The organism is Neisseria flavescens (genome assembly GCF_005221285.1).
GTDB classification, from domain to species: Bacteria; Pseudomonadota; Gammaproteobacteria; order Burkholderiales; family Neisseriaceae; genus Neisseria; species Neisseria flavescens.
Genome location: NZ_CP039886.1, coordinates 167,178 through 185,683 on the forward strand (window position 1 = coordinate 167,178; position 18,506 = coordinate 185,683).

The following is an 18,506-nucleotide window of genomic DNA, read 5'->3' on the forward strand; positions in this document are numbered from 1 at the left end:
TGCGGTGTGGCTGGTGTTAGTATTGGTAAAAGGGCGCAAGGCCGTCTGAAAAACAAGATAGAAACGAATATATCATTCTGGTGTAGAATGTGCCGAAATAATGATTTAATAAGAATGTGAATGAATCATGAAAACTTTGAAATTTACGAAGATGCACGGCTTGGGCAATGATTTTATGGTGGTCAATGCCATCAATCAGGACTTTGATCCGTTGGCTGCGCCGCTTGCCCAATGGGCAGACCGCTATCGCGGCGTGGGTTTTGATCAGTTTTTGGTAGTGGAGAAGCCTTCTTCTGATGCGGTCGATTTTCGGTACCGCATTTTCAATGCCGATGGTCGGGAAGTAGAGCAGTGCGGCAATGGCGCGCGTTGTTTTGCGCGTTTTGTCGCGGATAAGGGTTTGACGGATAAAACGGAAATTTTGGTCGAAACAGCCAAAGGGATTATTGTGCCGAAGCTGTTGGATAACGGTTTGGTTACCGTCAATATGGGTAAACCGCGTTTCATGCCGTCTGAAATTCCGTTTGTGCCTGCGCATGGTGAAAATGAAGATGCGCTGACACATATTGTTTTAGTCGGTTTGGAATCTGTACCGGTAAGCTGCGTGAATATGGGTAATCCGCATGCGGTGATTTTGGTTGATGATGTTGAAACCGCGCCGGTGGAGCATTGGGGCGGCGTTATTGAATCTCACGAGCAGTTTCCTGAACGGGTTAATGTCGGCTTTTTACAGGTTGAAGATGAATTGTCAGTCCGCCTGCGCGTGTTTGAACGCGGAGTGGGGGAAACTCAGGCTTGCGGCACTGGAGCGTGTGCTGCCGTGGTGGCAGGCGTGCGCAATGGCTTGCTGAAAGCGGGTGCGCCTGTGCGTGTTACTCTGCCTGGCGGCGAATTGTTTATCAGTTGGGAAGAAGGCGGCGATGTGCAAATGACCGGCCCTGCTGAAACCGTTTTTGAAGGCGAGTTGCAGTATTCATGATGGTTTCTTTGGATTTTTGGTTTGCCGTCGCGTATGCTGCGGTATCGTTGGCGTTTATTTTTCGCGCGCAGCGGTTTCAATGGCTTTGGGCTGCGGTGTTGTTGTGGCTGGGAATTTCGGCACTGGGCGCGCGCTTGTTGCCCGGAATGTGGGGCTTTACGCATACAGGCCCTTTGTTCATCCCTCATTTTTATCTGACAATCGCCAGTATTTTCTTCTTTATTGATGACTGCAGTAAAACGGAAGACAAAAAGTTTTGGTCGGCAGGCGAATATGCCGGTTTGACCTTATTTGCGGTTTCCAATGTCGTCATGACTTTGGCTTTTGTTTTCTTGGTAGGCGTGGTTTATTTCATCTTGCCATTGGCAGGCGCGGTTTTTGCATGGGCGGCCTTGCTGAAAATTTATGCCTTGAAACCGATTTATTGGTTTGTTTTGCAAGGCGTGTTGATGCTGGTGTTTTATCTGCACCGTGTGGTCGTGTGCAAGCAGTCGGCGACTTTGTTTAGTGCCACTCAGCTGCAAATGGGTTGGCTGGTTGCGGTTGTCATGCAGGCTGTGGTTGCCATGGCTTTGATTTTTGAACGGGGTGGGTATTAATTTATCCAAACTAAAAGTTATAACGAAAGAAATTTTCGGTATTGGTTTTTCAGACGGCCTGAGTTTAATATGCAGGCTATATCACATCTAAATCTGGAGCAGGAAATGAAAATTGCAAATAATATTACTGAGCTGATCGGCAACACGCCTTTGGTGAAATTGAACCGTCTGACTGAAGGTTTGAAAGCGCAAATCGCCGTTAAACTTGAATTTTTCAATCCGGGCAGCAGCGTGAAAGACCGTATTGCCGAAGCCATGATTGAAGCGGCGGAGCAGGCCGGTAAAATCAATAAAGATACCGTTATCGTTGAGGCGACCAGCGGCAATACCGGTATCGGTTTGGCAATGGTGTGTGCGGCCCGCGGTTATAAATTGGCGATTACTATGCCTGAAAGCATGAGTAAAGAACGCAAAATGCTGTTGCGTGCATTCGGTGCAGAGCTGATTTTGACACCGGCAGCCGAAGGTATGGCAGGCGCTATCGCTAAAGCCCAATCTTTGGTGGACGAACATCCAGATACTTACTTTATGCCGCGCCAATTTGATAACGAGGCCAATCCTGAAGTTCACCGCAAAACCACTGCCGAAGAAATTTGGCGTGATACAGACGGCCAAGTTGATATTTTCGTGGCCGGTGTGGGTACTGGCGGTACGATTACCGGCGTGGGCGAAGTATTGAAAAAATACAAACCCGAAGTTCAAATCGTGGCTGTCGAGCCTGAAGCCTCCCCGGTATTGAGTGGTGGTGAAAAAGGCCCACATCCGATTCAAGGTTTGGGCGCAGGCTTTATCCCTAGCATTTTGAATACGACTGTTTACGACAGCATTGTCAAAGCACCTAACGAAGCATCGTTTGAAACTGCGCGCGCTATGGCTGAAAAAGAAGGCATTTTGGTAGGTATTTCTTCCGGTGCCGCGGTATGGAGTGCATTGCAATTGGCTAAAAAACCTGAAAACGAAGGCAAGCTGATTGTTGTCTTGTTGCCATCATATGGCGAACGCTATCTTTCTACGCCTCTGTTTGCCGATTTGGCATAATATAGGATTGTTGTTAAAAGGCCGTTTTCAGACGGCCTTTTTTGCGTATGGGCTTGAGATATCGTATGAAATCTGTTGTAATTCAGTTAATGAGCTTTGAATACCGTTATTCAAAAGTTGGTTTCTTCAACGAATCATGCTTATAATGCGCATTATGAAAAAATACATTCTTCCTATCCTTGCTGTGGCAGCACTTGCCGGTTGTGAATCGATTTATGTTCCAACATTGAAAGAAGTGCCAGTTCGACCAACCAATGTCAAGAAACCTGAGGCTGATTCACAATTTTCGGCTACCGGTTATCATTTGGCTTCTTCGCATTGGGTAGATGTTTCCAAGATTCATGATGAAGCACGTCGCTTGAATACCCAAGTGAGCCAAGGTAATCTGACCAAAGTTCAGGCTGCCCAATATTTGAACCGTTTCCGTATTCAACAAGTGGGACGCAACTCTGTCGATGACAGTATGTACGAAGTTTATCTGCGTTCCGCCGTTGACAGCCAACGTGGTGAAATTACTACCGAGCAATCCAAACAGTACATCCAAGGTGCTTTGCGCGGTTGGCAGCAACGTTGGAAAAACATGGATACCAAACCAAGCAATCCTGCGTTTACCAACTTCCTGATGGAAGTTATGGATATGCAGCCTTTGAAATAAAAAAGTCATAAACCGAGAAGGCCGTCTGAATATTCAGACGGCCTTCTTCTTATATTTATATATGTGTAGTCGAATTGTATCCAATTAAGAACCAAACAGCTTATCAGCCGCCTGTCGGGCTTTTTCTTGAATATCTTCGGTCAGATAGTTTTTCATTTGAGAATAAACCAATGCAATGACGGCAATGTCATCGCTGAAGCCAAATGGAATCAGAAGGTCGGGAATGCTGTCGATAGGGCTGAGGAAATAAACCAGTGCGCCGACAATAATCATTTTGGCCCGTTTGGGCGTGTGTTCGGATTCCCAAAGGTAATAAAGTGCGTAAAGTTGACGGACGACAGGTTTGCCCAGGCGGCCGGCAAAGCGTCCGAGTTTTTTCATAAAACCGGATGTGTCCAAGTTTCGACGGCGGAAGGAGGGGATGTAGTCCTCCAGATCGGGTGTGTTTTGATGAGGGGAGTGTGTCATGATGCAGCTTCCTTATAAGGTATGGAAACATTGTTGGTATCGCACTGTATTTTAGTCCATATAGAGATAGATGAAATGTCTTTGAATGTATAACTATGTAAGAGTAGTGATGATAATGCAACGGTAATAAGTTAAAAATGGCTTATGCCTTTGTAAAGATTAGGTATCAAGAGTGAGAATTTATCTCGCAATAGATACAATTCTCAAATCATAATGATGTTATTGTAAGTGCTTTGATGGGGGAGATGGCTTAATTGCAGGAAAGTAACAAAAAAGGCTAGTCGCGCAAAAAAAAATCTAAGAATGATTGTTTGATTTTATTAGTCTTTTGGTAAAAATCATTAGAGCATTCATAAATTGCACTGTTCAAAATGAGATAAAACAGGTAAATTATGGTTTATGTAGCTTATTGTAGTGCTGAGCTATAGGTTTTGAGCTGATAATAAATCTAGAGGAACTGACCATGTCCGCCAAATCACGCCCGGTATTTTTGGAAATTCCGAATATCCGATTGCCCATACCGGGGATTGTATCTATTCTTCACCGTATCAGCGGCGTCGGCTTGTTTGTGATGCTGCCTGTTCTCTTGTATTTCTTCTCTGGAACGCTGGATCGCGAAGCGTCGTTTGAAGCATATCGTTCTGCTATCTCCAATCCGTTTGTGAAGCTGATTCTTATCGGTCTGTTATGGGCATATCTGCACCACTTTTTGGCCGGTATCCGCTTTCTGTTTTTGGATGTGCATAAAGGCTTGGAATTAAATACTGCCCGTGCTACTGCTAAAGTTGTATTTGCTTCTGCTTTGATTCTGACCGTCGTTTTGGGAGCTTTGTTATGGTAGAGCGTAAATTGACAGGTGCGCATTACGGTTTGCGCGATTGGGCAATGCAACGTGCAACTGCGGTCATCATGTTGGTGTATACCGTGGTTCTTTTGGTTGTTTTGTTTACGTTGCCTAAAGAATATTCGGCATGGCAGGCATTTTTTGATCAAACTTGGGTGAAAGTATTTACCCAAGTGAGCTTCTTGGCCGTATTCCTGCATGCATGGGTAGGTATCCGCGATTTGTGGATGGACTACATTAAGCCTTTCGGCCTGCGTTTGTTTTTACAAGTTGCCACCATCGTTTGGTTGGTAGGCTGCTTGGTGTATTCAGTTAAAGTAATTTGGGGGTAAATATGGGTTTTCCTGTTCGCAAGTTTGATGCCGTGATTGTCGGCGGTGGTGGTGCAGGTTTACGCGCAGCCCTCCAATTGTCTAAATCCGGCCTGAATTGTGCCGTTTTGTCTAAAGTGTTTCCAACCCGTTCTCATACTGTAGCGGCTCAAGGCGGTATTTCTGCTTCATTGGGTAATGTGCAGGAAGACCGTTGGGATTGGCACATGTACGATACCGTGAAAGGTTCTGACTGGTTGGGTGACCAAGATGCGATTGAATTTATGTGTCGCGCTGCGCCTGAAGCCGTAATTGAGTTGGAACACATGGGTATGCCTTTCGACCGTGTGGAAAGCGGTAAAATCTACCAACGTCCTTTCGGTGGCCATACTGCCGAACACGGCAAACGCGCGGTAGAGCGTGCATGTGCGGTTGCTGACCGTACCGGTCATGCAATGCTGCATACTTTGTACCAACAAAACGTCCGTGCCAATACACAATTCTTTGTGGAATGGACAGCGCAAGATTTGATTCGTGATGAAAACGGCGACGTAGTCGGTGTAACCGCCATGGAAATGGAAACCGGCGAAGTTTATATTTTCCACGCTAAAGCTGTAATGTTTGCTACTGGTGGTGGCGGTCGTATTTATGCTTCTTCTACCAATGCTTATATGAATACCGGTGACGGTTTGGGTATTTGTGCCCGTGCAGGTATTCCGTTGGAAGACATGGAATTCTGGCAATTCCATCCGACCGGTGTGGCCGGTGCAGGTGTATTGATTACCGAGGGTGTACGCGGTGAGGGCGGTATTCTGCTGAATGCCGATGGCGAACGCTTTATGGAACGTTACGCTCCAACCGTAAAAGATTTGGCTTCCCGTGACGTGGTTTCCCGTGCGATGGCGATGGAAATCTACGAAGGTCGTGGCTGTGGTAAAAACAAAGACCACGTATTGCTGAAAATCGACCATATCGGTGCAGAAAAAATTATGGAAAAACTGCCGGGCATCCGCGAGATTTCCATTCAGTTTGCCGGTATCGACCCGATTAAAGACCCGATTCCTGTTGTGCCGACTACCCACTACATGATGGGCGGTATTCCGACCAACTATCATGGCGAAGTTGTCATTCCGCAAGGTGAAGATTACGAAGTGCCTGTAAAAGGTCTGTATGCGGCAGGTGAGTGCGCTTGTGCTTCCGTACACGGTGCGAACCGCTTGGGTACCAACTCCCTGCTTGACTTGGTGGTGTTCGGCAAAGCTGCCGGCGACAGTATGATTAAATTCATCAAAGAGCAAAGCGACTGGAAACCTCTGCCTGCTAATGCCGGTGAGTTGACCCGCCAACGTATCGAGCGTTTGGACAACCAAACCGGCGGCGAAAACGTTGATGCATTGCGTCGCGAACTGCAACGCTCCGTACAACTGCACGCCGGTGTGTTCCGTACCGATGAGATTCTGAGCAAAGGCGTTCGAGAAATCATGGAGATTGCCAAGCGTGTAAAACGTACTGAAATCAAAGACAAGAGCAAAGTATGGAATACCGCGCGTATCGAAGCTTTGGAATTGGATAATCTGATTGAAGTAGCGAAAGCGACTTTGGTGTCCGCCGAAGCGCGTAAAGAATCGCGTGGTGCACACGCTTCAGACGATCATCCTGAGCGCGATGACGAAAACTGGATGAAACATACCCTGTATCATTCGGACACCAATACCTTGTCTTACAAACCGGTACACACCAAGCCTTTGAGCGTGGAATACATCAAACCGGCCAAGCGCGTTTATTGATGCCTTTTCAGACGGCCTTTACCTCAAAGGCCGTCTGAAACCTAACCATACCCACATTGAACTGCTTGAATTCATAATACAAAATCATTGGGCAGTTGATGAGAAAAGGAACACTTCTCATGGAAAAAATGAGTTTTGAAATTTACCGTTACAACCCGGACGTTGATGCCAAGCCTTATATGCAGCGTTACGAATTGGAATTGGAACCGACCGACGTGAAACTTTTGGACGCGCTGGTGCGCCTGAAAGCACAAGACGATACTTTATCTTTCCGCCGCTCCTGCCGCGAAGGGATTTGCGGATCGGACGGTATGAACATCAACGGCAAAAACGGCTTGGCATGTCTGACCGATCTGCGCAGCCTGAAACAACCGGTCAAAATCCGTCCTCTGCCAGGTCTGCCCGTTATCCGCGACCTGATTGTGGATATGACCCAATTCTTCAAACAATATCACTCCATCAAACCTTACGTTGTCAACGATAACCCTATCGATGCGGACAAAGAGCGTCTGCAAACTCAGGAAGAGCGTAAAGAGTTGGACGGTTTGTACGAATGTATTTTGTGCGCCTGCTGTTCGACTGCCTGCCCATCATTCTGGTGGAACCCTGATAAATTCGTCGGTCCGTCTGGCTTGCTGAATGCTTACCGTTTCATTGCGGATAGCCGTGATACCATTACTAATGAGCGTTTGGATAATCTGAACGACCCATACCGTTTGTTTCGTTGCCACACCATTATGAACTGCGTAGACGTATGTCCTAAACACTTGAATCCGACCCGAGCCATCGGTAAGATTAAAGAGATTATGTTGAAACGAGCCGTTTAAGAAATGATGGTTTTTGACGATATTGCCAAACGGAAAATCCGTTTTCAAACCCGCCGGGGATTGTTGGAATTAGACTTAATCTTCGGCAGGTTTATGGAAAAAGAATTCGAGCACCTGAGTGATCAGGAGTTGTCCGAATTTTCCGAAATCCTCGAATTTCAAGACCAAGAGTTACTTGCCTTGATTAACGGACATTCGGCGACGGACAAGAAACACCTGATTCCCATGCTTGAAAAAATCAGACAGGCATGACGTATTATAGAGCTTGTTTGCGATGCCAATCCGAACAAGCTCTTTCCATACGGAGGCCGTCTGAAAAAAAGGACCGTGCCGCTTGGGCGGCAACGAAAGCCCCAACTTACAAAGGAGTTTAAGAATGTCTAAATCAGTCAAGCTCACCACCCCAAATCAAGAGACCTTGGAACTGCCAGTATTGGAAGCAAGTATCGGCCATGATGTGGTTGATATCCGTACTTTGACTAAAAATACAGGTCTGTTTTCCTTCGACCCCGGATTTGTGTCAACTGCAAGTTGCGAATCCAAAATCACTTATATTGATGGCGATGAAGGTCTGTTGTATTACCGTGGTTATCCTATCGAGCAGCTGGCAGAAAAATCCGATTATTTGGAAGTTTGCTATCTGTTGATTTACGGCGAACTGCCTACCCTGGAACAGAAAAAAGAATTTGATGCCACAGTCAGTCGCCATACTATGCTGCATGAGCAGTTGACTTGGTTCTTCCGCGGTTTCCGTCGCGATGCGCATCCGATGGCGATGATGGTTGGCGTGGTTGGCGCTTTATCTGCTTTCTACCAAGACAGCCTGGATATTGCCAATCCTGAACACCGCAAAATTGCGATTTACCGCTTAATCTCCAAAATCCCGACAATTGCGGCAATGTGTTACCGTTATTCCAACGGTCTGCCGTTCAATTATCCAAAAAATAACCTTTCCTATGCTGAAAACTTCTTGTACATGATGTTTGCGACACCATGTGAAGAATATAAACCTAATCCTGTATTGGCTCGCGCACTCGACCGCATCTTTATCTTGCATGCCGACCACGAGCAAAATGCTTCAACTTCGACTGTACGTTTGGCCGGCTCTTCAGGCGCAAACCCATTTGCCTGTATCGCTGCCGGTATCGCCTGTCTGTGGGGTGCTTCACACGGCGGTGCAAACGAAGCTGTGTTGAAGATGCTGGACGAAATCGGCGATGTATCTAATGTTGCCGCATACATGGAAGGTGTGAAACAACGCAAATACCGTCTGATGGGCTTCGGTCACCGCGTATACCGAAATATGGACCCACGAGCCAATATCATGCGCGAAACCTGTTATGAAGTCTTGAAAGAATTGGGCTTGGAAGACAGTCCTAAATTCAAGCTGGCGATGGAATTGGAACAAATTGCACTGAAAGATCCATTCTTTGTTGAGCGCAAGCTGTATCCAAACGTCGATTTCTACTCCGGTATTGTCTTGTCCGCATTGGGTATTCCAACTGAAATGTTTACCGTTATCTTCGCATTGTCGCGCAGTGTAGGTTGGATTTCTCATTGGCATGAAATGATTAGCGATCCGGCACTGAAAATCGGTCGCCCACGTCAACTGTATACCGGTGCAGAGCGTCGCGATTACGTTCCGGTAGATAAACGCTAATAGACAATACATTAATATATTGTTGAAAAGTCGTTTGAAAAAATCGAATTGCCGTTTTCAATAAGGTTGGTCGTAATTAATTAAGTTGATAGCAGGTAATTTGATTTGAAATAGGGTAGAATAAAGTGTCATTTCAGACGGCCTGAATTCCGTTCGGAGAACACGGGATTCTACCCTTTGTTTATATTTTAAAGAAAAGAGCTCACGCCATGATGGACGAAAAACTCAATTTCTCTTATCTGTTTGGTTCTAATGCGCCATACATCGAGGAGTTGTATGAAAAGTTTCTGGATAATTCGGAATCTGTCGATGAAAAATGGAAACAGTACTTTACCGATTTGAGTAAACAGCCGGGCGCAGTCGCTGTCGATGTTGCCCATACACCGATTCGTGAATCATTTGCCACTTTGGCTAAAAAGAAAATTGCCGCAGCCGTCGCAGGCGGTGTGGATGAGGCAATGATGAAAAAGCAAGTCAGCGTTTTGCGACTGATTTCTGCCTATCGTATCCAAGGCGTGGGTGCAGCCCAACTTGATCCGCTCAAACGTATCCCTCCTCAAAATATCGAAGCTCTCGATCCTAAATTCCACGGTCTGTCAGATGCCGATATGGCGCTTCAGTTCAATATGGGCGAGGGCGATTTTTCCGGTCAGAGCAAACTGCCTCTGTCCCAAATCATCAGCAACCTTAAACAAACCTACTGCGGCCATATCGCGGTAGAGTACATCTACATTCCAAATACCGAAGAGCGCCGCTGGGTTCGCAATTATTTTGAAAGCGTACTGTCTACGCCAAGCTACAACGTTGAACAAAAACGCCGTATCTTGAAAGAAATGACTGCTGCCGAAACTCTGGAACGCTACCTGCACACCAAATATGTCGGTCAAAAACGCTTTGGTGTAGAAGGTGGCGAAAGCGCGATTGCCGGTTTGAACTACCTGATTCAAAACGCCGGTAAAGACGGTGTGGAAGAAGTCATCATCGGTATGGCACACCGTGGCCGTCTGAATGTTTTAGTTAACATTTTGGGCAAAAAACCCGGCGATTTGTTCGCCGAATTTGAAGGTCGTGCCGAAATCAAACTGCCCAGCGGCGATGTGAAATACCATATGGGCTTCAGCTCCGATATTGCCACTCCGCACGGCCCGATGCACGTTTCTTTGGCGTTCAACCCGTCCCACTTGGAAATCGTTAACCCGGTAGTCGAAGGTTCTGCACGCGCCAAACAAAAACGTTTGGGCGAAAACGGCCGCGATAAAGTCTTGCCCGTATTGATTCACGGCGACTCCGCATTTATCGGTTTGGGTGTCAACCAAGCAACATTTAACCTGTCTAAAACGCGCGGTTATACCACCGGCGGTACGGTTCACATCGTGATCAACAACCAAATCGGCTTTACCACTTCCGATATCCGCGATACCCGTTCAACCGTACACTGTACCGATATCGCGAAAATGGTTTCCGCTCCGGTTATCCATGTGAACGGCGATGATCCCGAACGCGTTTGCTTTGCTATCCAAGCTGCTTTGGATTACCGCAAAAAATTCCATAAGGACATCGTGATTGACGTTGTCTGCTACCGTAAATGGGGCCACAACGAGGGCGACGATCCTACCTTGACCCAACCGATGATGTACAAAAAAGTATCGCAACACCCGGGTGCGCGTGCTTTGTACACCGAGCAACTGATTGCCGAAGGCGTGGTAACCCAAGCCGAGGCTGACGGTTACATCCAAGCATACCGTGATGCTTTGGACAAAGGTGAACATGTTGAACAAACAACGTTGAGCAACTTCCAACGCACACAAATCGACTGGAGCAAATACCAAGGCAAAGATTGGCGGGAACACATCGAAACCGGTTTGCCTGCTGCGGATATTGAGCGTCTCACCGAGAAGTTTACCGCCGTACCGGAAGGCTTTGCCCTGCATCCGACTGCAAAACGTGTGATTGAAGCGCGTAAAGCCATGGCATCCGGCAAACAAGCCATCGACTGGGGTATGGCGGAAACCCTTGCATACGCCAGCCTCGTAACCAAAGGTCATGGCGTGCGTATTTCCGGTGAGGACTCCGGCCGCGGTACATTCTCACACCGTCATGCAGTACTGCATGATCAAAACCGTGAAAAATGGGACGACGGTACTTATGTTCCTCTGCGCCATATGGGCGAAGGCATGGGCGAGTTCCTGGTTATCGACTCCATTTTGAACGAAGAAGCCGTGATGGCGTTCGAGTACGGCTTTGCCTGCTCCGCACCTGACAAACTGACCATTTGGGAAGCTCAATTCGGTGACTTCGCCAACGGCGCGCAAGTGACTATTGACCAATTCCTGTCTTCAGGCGAAACCAAATGGGGTCGTTTGTGCGGCCTGACCACCATCCTGCCGCACGGTTACGACGGTCAAGGCCCTGAGCACTCTTCTGCACGCGTAGAGCGTTGGTTGCAACTGTGTTCTGAGAACAATATGCAAGTCATCATGCCGTCTGAAGCGTCGCAAATGTTCCACCTCTTGCAACGTCAAGTCTTGGGTTCATACCGCAAACCGCTAGTGATTTTCATGTCCAAACGCCTGTTGCGCTTCAAAGGGGCAATGAGCCCGCTGGAAAACTTCACCGAAGGTTCGACTTTCCGTCCGGTTATCGGCGATACCGCCGAACGCGCAAGCAACGACAGCGTGAAACGCGTGGTATTGTGTGCCGGTCAGGTTTACTATGACTTGGAAGCCGGCCGTGCCGAACGTAAACTGGAAGATGATGTTGCGATTGTCCGCGTTGAGCAGCTGTATCCGTTCCCATACGACGAGGTTAAAGCCGAACTGGCGAAATATCCGAACGCAAAATCTGTGGTTTGGGCGCAAGAAGAGCCGAAAAACCAAGGCGCGTTCTACCAAATCCGCCACCGCATCGAAGACGTTATCAGCGAAGGGCAAAAACTGTCTTATGCCGGTCGTCCAAGCAGCGCATCGCCTGCAGTGGGCTACTCAAGCAAACACATTGCCCAATTGAAACAATTGGTTGAAGACGCTTTGGCGTTGTAAGCCAAGTGGCATTCCGTCTGAGGCTGCTCAGGCGGAATGCCCATATGCAGAATGAAAAACACACAACAGGCCGTCTGAAAGGGCCATTGGAGACACAAAATGATTATTGATGTAAAAGTACCTATGCTGTCTGAAAGCGTATCTGAAGGCACGCTCTTGGAATGGAAGAAAAAAGTTGGCGAAGCAGTTGCCCGTGACGAAATCCTGATCGATATCGAAACGGACAAAGTGGTTTTGGAAGTACCTTCTCCACAAGCCGGCGTATTGGTTGAAATCGTAGCGCAAGACGGTGAAACCGTTGTTGCCGACCAAGTTTTAGCACGCATCGATACCGCTGCTACTGCCGCTGCTGAAGCCCCAGCCGCCGCGCCTGCCGAAGCTACCCCAGCCGCCGCCGCTCCTGATGCTGCACAAAACAACGCCGCTATGCCTGCTGCCGCCAAACTGGCTGCCGAGACCGGTGTTGACGTGAACGCATTGCAAGGTTCCGGCCGTGACGGTCGCGTATTGAAAGAAGACGTACAAAATGCCGCTGCCAAACCTGCCGCAGCCGCTGCTCCTGCCGTTGCACTGCCTGCCGGCGCACGTCCTGAAGAACGCGTACCGATGAGCCGCCTGCGTGCCCGTGTTGCAGAACGTCTCCTGGCTTCTCAACAAGAAAACGCCATTTTGACTACATTCAACGAAGTCAACATGAAACCGATCATGGACTTGCGTGCGAAGTACAAAGAAAAATTCGAGAAAGAACACGGCGTAAAACTGGGCTTTATGTCCTTCTTCGTTAAAGCCGCTGTTGCCGCCCTGAAAAAATATCCGGTTGTGAATGCTTCTGTTGACGGCAAAGACATCGTGTACCACGGCTACTTCGACATCGGTATCGCAATTGGCAGCCCACGCGGTTTGGTTGTGCCAATTCTGCGTGATGCCGACCAAATGAGCATTGCCGACATCGAACAAGCAATTGTTGATTACGCGAAAAAAGCCAAAGACGGCAAAATCGCTATCGAAGATCTGACCGGCGGTACATTCAGTATTACCAACGGCGGTACTTTCGGTTCTATGATGTCTACCCCGATCATCAACCCACCTCAATCTGCGATTTTGGGTATGCACGCCACTAAAGAGCGCGCTGTGGTTGAAAACGGTCAAGTTGTTGTCCGTCCAATGATGTATCTGGCTCTGTCTTACGACCACCGTATCATTGACGGTCGCGAAGCTGTATTGACCTTGGTAGCCATTAAAGACGCGTTGGAAGACCCAGCCCGCCTGTTGTTGGATCTGTAATCGTTTCAGACGGCCTTTTATTTGTTAATGAAAAGGCCGTCTGAATTTTTATAGTGGATTAAATTTAAACCAGTACGGCGTTGCCTCGCCTTGCCGTACTATCTGTACTGTCTGCGGCTTCGTCGCCTTGTCCTGATTTAAATTTAATCCACTATATTTAGATGTAGCGTAATGTAGTATCGTGCTACAATAGGCTCAACGAACGATTGAGGCCGTCTGAAACATTTGATTCGAATGAATCGACAGATATAGACTTTCAGACGGCCTTTTCTTAAAACCATCAAAACGCAGTCATTCAAAATAAAAAAGAAACAAAAAGTATCGTTTTTATTTTGAGATACTGCCAAAAGCAAAGGATGACACGATGTCTCAATATGATGTAGTAGTGATTGGTGCAGGCCCGGGCGGATACGTTGCCGCTATCCGTGCCGCGCAACTGGGTTTCAAAACTGCCTGTGTCGATGCAGGCGTTAACAAAGCAGGCAATGCCCCTGCATTGGGCGGTACTTGCTTGAACGTAGGCTGTATTCCTTCCAAAGCCCTGTTGCAATCCAGCGAACATTTCCACGCCGCGCAACACGATTTTGCCGAACACGGTATCACTGTCGGCGACGTAAAATTCGACGCGGCCAAAATGATTGAGCGCAAAGATGCCATCGTGACCAAACTGACCGGCGGCGTGAAATTCCTGTTTCAAAAAAATAAAGTAACCAGCCTGTTCGGTACGGCTTCCTTTGCCGGTAAAAATGGCGATGCTTATCAAATCGAAGTCGATAACAAAGGCGAGAAAACCGTTATCGAAGCCAAACACGTCATCGTAGCCACCGGTTCCGTACCGCGTCCGCTGCCACAAGTCACTATCGACAATGTGAACGTATTGGACAACGAAGGCGCATTGAACCTGATCGAAGTACCTGCCAAACTCGGCGTGATCGGTTCCGGCGTGATTGGTTTGGAAATGGGTTCCGTATGGAACCGCGTGGGTGCAGAAGTTACCATTCTTGAAGCTGCGCCGACCTTCTTGGCTGCCGCCGACCAACAAATCGCCAAAGAAGCCTTCAAATACTTTACCAAAGAGCAAGGCTTGAGCATTGAATTGGGTGTGAAAATCGGCGACATCAAATCTGAAGGCAAAGGCGTTTCTGTTGCTTACGAAACTGCTGCCGGCGAAGCCAAAACCGAAGTATTCGACAAACTGATTGTTGCCATCGGCCGTATTCCAAACACCAAAGGCCTGAACGCCGAAGCCGTAGGCTTGGAAAAAGACGAGCGCGGCTTTATCAAAGTAGATGGCGAATGCCGTACCAACCTGCCTAATGTATGGGCAATCGGTGACGTGGTTCGCGGCCCGATGTTGGCACACAAAGCCAGCGACGAAGGTGTTGCCGTTGCCGAGCGCATTGCCGGTCAAAAACCGCATATCGACTTCAACAACGTACCGTTTGTGATTTACACCGACCCTGAAATCGCTTGGGTGGGTAAAACCGAAGAGCAGCTCAAAGCCGAAGGCGTGGAGTACAAAAAAGGTACTTCAGGTTTCGGTGCGAATGGTCGCGCATTGGCCATGGGCAAAGCCAAAGGTACGGTTAAAGTATTGGCAGATGCCAAAACCGACCGTATCTTGGGCGTACACATGATTGGCCCGGTTGTCAGCGAATTGGTTACCGAAGGCGTGACTGCGCTCGAATTCTTCGCCAGCAGCGAAGACATCGCCCGCATTATCCATGCCCACCCAACCTTGTCCGAAGTGGTTCACGAAGCTGCATTGGCGGCCGACAAACGCGCTTTGCACGGTTGATAGACATTAAGGCCGTCTGAAACTTTTCAGACGGCCTTAAGGCCTTCGACAAATTGAATGTTCCGAGAGCTTCGTTTTCTGATTTATAATTCCGTCAGACAAACAAACAGCATTTACATTCATTATGAACAAAGAAATAGTCGGTATTTTCTTTATACCGATGGGCATCATCAGCATGTGTATGGCCGCATTGTGGCAGATGTATGTGATGATGACCGAAACTTATACGCTCAACCGTTTCAAAGATAAAGAATTGGTTTGGCGCGTGGCATTGTTGTTTATCAGTTTCAGCCTTGCCGTTTATCTGCTTTGCCCGAATTCGCGTAAAAAAGGCATTGTCTTTTTTATTCTCGGGGGAGGCGGTGCAGCCATGTATCTGCTGGCGCGGATGTGGTTGCCCTTCAGTAAATAGTAGGGCCGTCTGAAAATATGGGATTGCCCGCAGGGCGATTCCTAAAACCCACTCACCTTAAGGAGAAATCCATGAATTTACACGAGTATCAGGCTAAAGAACTGCTGGCTAGCTACGGTTTGCCCGTACAAGGCGGTATTTTGGCACACAACGGCGAAGAAGCCGCTGCAGCTTACGATAAATTGGGCGGCAAATTCGCTGTTGTCAAAGCACAAGTACACGCCGGCGGCCGCGGTAAAGCGGGCGGCGTAAAAGTCGTTAAAAGCCGCGAAGAAGCTAAAGAAGTGGCTGAAAGCCTGATTGGCACCAACTTGGTAACTTACCAAACCGATGCCAACGGCCAACCTGTCAACAGCGTTTTGGTTTGCGAAGACATGTATCCGGTTCAAACCGAGCTGTACTTGGGCGCAGTGGTTGACCGTTCTACCCGCCGCGTTACATTCATGGCTTCTACCGAAGGCGGCGTGGAAATTGAAAAAGTTGCTGCCGAAACTCCTGAAAAAATCTTCAAAGTAACCGTTGATCCGCTGGTCGGCCTGCAACCTTGCCAAGCTCGCGAAGTTGCCTTCCAACTGGGCTTGAAAGACAAACAAATCAACGAGTTCGTCAAACTGATGACTGGCGCGTACAAAGCGTTTGTCGAAAACGACTTCGCACTGTTTGAAGTAAACCCACTGGCAGTTCGAGAAAACGGCGCACTGGCTTGCGTGGACGGCAAAATCGGTATCGACAGCAACGCGCTCTACCGCCTGCCGAAAATTGCCGCTTTGCGCGACAAATCTCAAGAAAACGAACGTGAGCTGAAAGCTTCTGAATTCGACCTGAACTATGTTGCCCTGGAAGGCAACATCGGCTGTATGGTTAACGGTGCCGGTTTGGCGATGGCCACTATGGACATCATCAAACTCAAAGGCGGCCAACCTGCCAACTTCTTGGACGTCGGCGGCGGCGCAACCAAAGACCGCGTGGTTGAAGCGTTCAAACTGATTCTGGAAGACAAATCCGTTAAAGGCGTATTGATCAACATCTTCGGCGGTATCGTACGTTGCGACATGATTGCGGAAGCCATCGTGGCAGCCGTTAAAGAAATCAACGTCAACGTTCCTGTCGTTGTTCGTTTGGAAGGTAACAACGCCGAACTCGGCGCGAAAATCCTGAACGAATCAGGTCTGAAACTGACTTCTGCAGACGGCCTGAATGACGCAGCCGAAAAAATTGTTGCAGCCGTAAACGCCTAAGGAGAAAAGAATGAGCGTATTGATTAATAAAGACACCAAAGTATTGGTTCAAGGTTTCACCGGTAAAAACGGTACTTTCCACTCCGAACAAGCTCTGGCTTACGGCACTAAAGTTGTCGGCGGCGTTACCCCGGGCAAAGGCGGTCAAACCCACCTGAACCTGCCTGTGTTCAACACCATGAAAGAAGCCGTTAAAGAAACCGGCGCGGACGCATCTGTAATTTACGTTCCCGCTCCGTTTGTTTTGGATTCTATCGTTGAAGCCGTTGATTCAGGCGTAGGCTTGGTCGTTGTGATTACCGAAGGCGTGCCTACTCTGGACATGCTCAAAGCCAAACGTTACTTGGAAACCAACGGCAACGGCACACGTTTGGTCGGCCCTAACTGCCCGGGCGTGATTACTCCGGGCGAGTGCAAAATCGGCATTATGCCGGGCCACATCCACCAACCTGGCCGCATCGGTATTATTTCCCGCTCCGGTACATTGACTTACGAAGCTGTGGCACAAACCACCAAACTGGGCTTGGGTCAATCAACCTGTATCGGTATAGGCGGCGACCCGATTCCTGGTATGAACCAAATCGACGCACTGAAACTCTTCCAAGAAGACCCAGATACCGACGCCATCATCATGATTGGTGAAATCGGTGGTACTGCGGAAGAAGAAGCAGCCGAATACATCCAATCCAATGTAACCAAACCTGTTGTCGGCTACATCGCCGGCGTTACCGCTCCTAAAGGCAAACGTATGGGACACGCCGGTGCGATTATTTCCGGCGGCAAAGGTACTGCCGAAGAAAAATTCGCCGCGTTTGAAAAAGCCGGTATCGCTTACACCCGCAGCCCTGCCGAATTGGGCACGACGATGCTGGAAGTGTTGAAAGCAAAAGGTTTGGCATAAGACTTAGGTCTTTAAGCTGAGTTGAAAAGGCCGTCTGAAGTTTTCAGACGGCCTTTTTTAAATTCCATTTGCTTGTTTTCAGAATAAGCACTTAATTTTATTTAAATTAACGTTTATTTTGGAATAAACGGTTATAATTTATTAACAGATAAACAGTCTGTAACCATATCAACCTATATCAAGGAGAAAAGCATGAAAAAACACGATTTTGAAGCACGTCGCGAGGCTTTGCTGAAAGACATCCGAGAAGTAATGGATGATGTGGAAGAGTTGTACCGCAATGGGGTTGAAGCCGGTTCGGAAGAGGGCGGCAAAGCCCGGGCCAAATTGGAAGAAAAATTGGCTGTGGCCAAAGAGCGTTTGAGTCGTTTTGAAGAAGAGGCCGGCGAGCGTCTGCGCCATCATGCCGAGCGTGCGCGTGAAAAATACGAGCAGTTTGAAGAAGCGGCTCAGGAGCGTTTTAAAGAAGGCAAAGAGCGTTTTGCCGAATTTGAAGCCGATGCAGGTGCGCGTTTGAAACGCGGTGCCAAACACGCTGATGAAGTGGTGCATGAAAAACCATACTATGCGATGGGTTTTGCTGCATTGGCCGGTTTGGTTGTCGGTGTGTTGTTGAACCGCCGTTAATGTGAATATGTTAAGGCCGTCTGAACAGGCGTGCACATGA

The 18,506-nt window shown here is 48.1% G+C and carries 18 protein-coding genes and 1 pseudogene; 17 read left to right on the plus strand and 2 right to left on the minus strand.

The genetic code is table 11. The features are described 5' to 3' along the window. Window positions 1-127 precede the first annotated feature (127 nt). The 4 genes from dapF (at window position 128) to FAH67_RS00940 (ending at window position 3,271) form a co-directional block, all read left to right on the plus strand. On the plus strand, window positions 128-979 hold the full coding sequence (gene dapF, locus FAH67_RS00925) for a diaminopimelate epimerase (RefSeq protein WP_003678849.1): 852 nt from the start codon (window positions 128-130) through the stop codon (window positions 977-979). Then, a complete protein-coding gene (locus FAH67_RS00930) occupies window positions 976-1,578 on the plus strand; it encodes a hypothetical protein (RefSeq protein WP_003678846.1) in 603 nt (200 codons plus the stop codon). The genes dapF and FAH67_RS00930 overlap by 4 nt, the downstream gene beginning before the upstream one ends. A gap of 105 nt (window positions 1,579-1,683) precedes the next feature. Next, window positions 1,684-2,616, plus strand: coding sequence for a cysteine synthase A (cysK, locus tag FAH67_RS00935; protein WP_100066411.1), 933 nt, complete (start codon window positions 1,684-1,686; stop codon window positions 2,614-2,616). 154 nt (window positions 2,617-2,770) lie between these two features. After that, entirely contained in the window at window positions 2,771-3,271 is a 501-nt protein-coding gene (locus FAH67_RS00940) for a membrane lipoprotein lipid attachment site-containing protein (protein ID WP_370446675.1), read from the plus strand. Window positions 3,272-3,355: 84 nt separating this feature from the next. On the opposite strand, the gene FAH67_RS00945 is transcribed toward FAH67_RS00940, so the two are convergent. After that, on the minus strand, window positions 3,356-3,739 hold the full coding sequence (locus tag FAH67_RS00945; protein WP_039863469.1) for a YkvA family protein: 384 nt from the start codon (window positions 3,737-3,739) through the stop codon (window positions 3,356-3,358). Window positions 3,740-4,202: 463 nt separating this feature from the next. Here FAH67_RS00945 and sdhC point away from each other — a divergent pair, with 463 nt between their 5' ends. The 8 genes from sdhC to odhB all read left to right on the plus strand — a co-directional run bounded on the left by sdhC (window position 4,203) and on the right by odhB (window position 13,490). Further along, window positions 4,203-4,580, plus strand: a complete 378-nt coding sequence (sdhC, locus tag FAH67_RS00950) for a succinate dehydrogenase, cytochrome b556 subunit (protein ID WP_003678839.1) — start codon at window positions 4,203-4,205, stop codon at window positions 4,578-4,580. Continuing rightward, a complete protein-coding gene (gene sdhD, locus FAH67_RS00955; protein ID WP_003678837.1) occupies window positions 4,574-4,915 on the plus strand; it encodes a succinate dehydrogenase, hydrophobic membrane anchor protein in 342 nt (113 codons plus the stop codon). The genes sdhC and sdhD overlap by 7 nt, the downstream gene beginning before the upstream one ends. A 2-nt stretch (window positions 4,916-4,917) precedes the next feature. Then, window positions 4,918-6,681, plus strand: a complete 1,764-nt coding sequence (sdhA, locus tag FAH67_RS00960; RefSeq protein ID WP_003678835.1) for a succinate dehydrogenase flavoprotein subunit — start codon at window positions 4,918-4,920, stop codon at window positions 6,679-6,681. Window positions 6,682-6,800: 119 nt separating this feature from the next. Continuing rightward, complete coding sequence (locus FAH67_RS00965; RefSeq protein WP_003678833.1) at window positions 6,801-7,508, plus strand: succinate dehydrogenase iron-sulfur subunit; 708 nt, start codon at window positions 6,801-6,803, stop codon at window positions 7,506-7,508. Window positions 7,509-7,511: 3 nt separating this feature from the next. Continuing rightward, window positions 7,512-7,760: an FAD assembly factor SdhE gene (locus tag FAH67_RS00970; RefSeq protein ID WP_003678830.1), complete on the plus strand. Its 249-nt coding sequence runs from the start codon at window positions 7,512-7,514 to the stop codon at window positions 7,758-7,760. 124 nt (window positions 7,761-7,884) lie between these two features. Next, entirely contained in the window at window positions 7,885-9,168 is a 1,284-nt protein-coding gene (gene gltA, locus FAH67_RS00975; RefSeq protein WP_003678828.1) for a citrate synthase, read from the plus strand. A 209-nt stretch (window positions 9,169-9,377) separates the two neighbouring features. Next, window positions 9,378-12,206 carry a 2-oxoglutarate dehydrogenase E1 component gene (locus tag FAH67_RS00980; RefSeq protein ID WP_003678826.1) on the plus strand — a complete coding sequence of 943 codons (2,829 nt, stop codon included), beginning with the start codon at window positions 9,378-9,380 and terminating at the stop codon, window positions 12,204-12,206. A gap of 99 nt (window positions 12,207-12,305) precedes the next feature. Further along, entirely contained in the window at window positions 12,306-13,490 is a 1,185-nt protein-coding gene (gene odhB / locus FAH67_RS00985; protein ID WP_002239635.1) for a 2-oxoglutarate dehydrogenase complex dihydrolipoyllysine-residue succinyltransferase, read from the plus strand. 51 nt (window positions 13,491-13,541) lie between these two features. Here the strand turns inward: odhB and FAH67_RS11680 are convergent. Next, window positions 13,542-13,649 (minus strand): annotated as a pseudogene (locus FAH67_RS11680) (IS5/IS1182 family transposase); the annotation flags it as partial. Window positions 13,650-13,854: 205 nt separating this feature from the next. Here FAH67_RS11680 and lpdA point away from each other — a divergent pair. The 5 genes from lpdA (at window position 13,855) to FAH67_RS01015 (ending at window position 18,466) form a co-directional block, all read left to right on the plus strand. Then, window positions 13,855-15,288 (plus strand): dihydrolipoyl dehydrogenase, encoded by a 1,434-nt coding sequence (gene lpdA, locus FAH67_RS00995; protein WP_003678824.1) that lies wholly within the window; start codon window positions 13,855-13,857, stop codon window positions 15,286-15,288. A gap of 124 nt (window positions 15,289-15,412) precedes the next feature. Further along, a complete protein-coding gene (locus FAH67_RS01000) occupies window positions 15,413-15,700 on the plus strand; it encodes a hypothetical protein (RefSeq protein ID WP_002213751.1) in 288 nt (95 codons plus the stop codon). A gap of 71 nt (window positions 15,701-15,771) precedes the next feature. Then, the gene (sucC, locus tag FAH67_RS01005) at window positions 15,772-16,938 is read left to right on the plus strand and encodes an ADP-forming succinate--CoA ligase subunit beta (RefSeq protein WP_039863467.1); all 1,167 of its coding nucleotides are present in this window, start codon (window positions 15,772-15,774) and stop codon (window positions 16,936-16,938) included. 10 nt (window positions 16,939-16,948) lie between these two features. Beyond that, on the plus strand, window positions 16,949-17,839 hold the full coding sequence (gene sucD, locus FAH67_RS01010) for a succinate--CoA ligase subunit alpha (protein ID WP_003678822.1): 891 nt from the start codon (window positions 16,949-16,951) through the stop codon (window positions 17,837-17,839). Window positions 17,840-18,031: 192 nt separating this feature from the next. After that, on the plus strand, window positions 18,032-18,466 hold the full coding sequence (locus FAH67_RS01015; protein ID WP_003678820.1) for an ElaB/YgaM/YqjD family protein: 435 nt from the start codon (window positions 18,032-18,034) through the stop codon (window positions 18,464-18,466). Window positions 18,467-18,506 lie beyond the last annotated feature (40 nt).

What these genes read in the sequence shown, in the direction of transcription:
- dapF (WP_003678849.1), top strand. Translation starts at nt 128, where the DNA reads ATGAAAACTTTGAAATTTACGAAGATGCACGGCTTGGGCAATGATTTT.
- FAH67_RS00930 (WP_003678846.1), top strand. Translation starts at nt 976, where the DNA reads ATGATGGTTTCTTTGGATTTTTGGTTTGCCGTCGCGTATGCTGCGGTA.
- cysK (WP_100066411.1), top strand. Translation starts at nt 1,684, where the DNA reads ATGAAAATTGCAAATAATATTACTGAGCTGATCGGCAACACGCCTTTG.
- FAH67_RS00940 (WP_370446675.1), top strand. Translation starts at nt 2,771, where the DNA reads ATGAAAAAATACATTCTTCCTATCCTTGCTGTGGCAGCACTTGCCGGT.
- FAH67_RS00945 (WP_039863469.1), bottom strand. Translation starts at nt 3,739, where the DNA reads ATGACACACTCCCCTCATCAAAACACACCCGATCTGGAGGACTACATC.
- sdhC (WP_003678839.1), top strand. Translation starts at nt 4,203, where the DNA reads ATGTCCGCCAAATCACGCCCGGTATTTTTGGAAATTCCGAATATCCGA.
- sdhD (WP_003678837.1), top strand. Translation starts at nt 4,574, where the DNA reads ATGGTAGAGCGTAAATTGACAGGTGCGCATTACGGTTTGCGCGATTGG.
- sdhA (WP_003678835.1), top strand. Translation starts at nt 4,918, where the DNA reads ATGGGTTTTCCTGTTCGCAAGTTTGATGCCGTGATTGTCGGCGGTGGT.
- FAH67_RS00965 (WP_003678833.1), top strand. Translation starts at nt 6,801, where the DNA reads ATGGAAAAAATGAGTTTTGAAATTTACCGTTACAACCCGGACGTTGAT.
- FAH67_RS00970 (WP_003678830.1), top strand. Translation starts at nt 7,512, where the DNA reads ATGATGGTTTTTGACGATATTGCCAAACGGAAAATCCGTTTTCAAACC.
- gltA (WP_003678828.1), top strand. Translation starts at nt 7,885, where the DNA reads ATGTCTAAATCAGTCAAGCTCACCACCCCAAATCAAGAGACCTTGGAA.
- FAH67_RS00980 (WP_003678826.1), top strand. Translation starts at nt 9,378, where the DNA reads ATGATGGACGAAAAACTCAATTTCTCTTATCTGTTTGGTTCTAATGCG.
- odhB (WP_002239635.1), top strand. Translation starts at nt 12,306, where the DNA reads ATGATTATTGATGTAAAAGTACCTATGCTGTCTGAAAGCGTATCTGAA.
- lpdA (WP_003678824.1), top strand. Translation starts at nt 13,855, where the DNA reads ATGTCTCAATATGATGTAGTAGTGATTGGTGCAGGCCCGGGCGGATAC.
- FAH67_RS01000 (WP_002213751.1), top strand. Translation starts at nt 15,413, where the DNA reads ATGAACAAAGAAATAGTCGGTATTTTCTTTATACCGATGGGCATCATC.
- sucC (WP_039863467.1), top strand. Translation starts at nt 15,772, where the DNA reads ATGAATTTACACGAGTATCAGGCTAAAGAACTGCTGGCTAGCTACGGT.
- sucD (WP_003678822.1), top strand. Translation starts at nt 16,949, where the DNA reads ATGAGCGTATTGATTAATAAAGACACCAAAGTATTGGTTCAAGGTTTC.
- FAH67_RS01015 (WP_003678820.1), top strand. Translation starts at nt 18,032, where the DNA reads ATGAAAAAACACGATTTTGAAGCACGTCGCGAGGCTTTGCTGAAAGAC.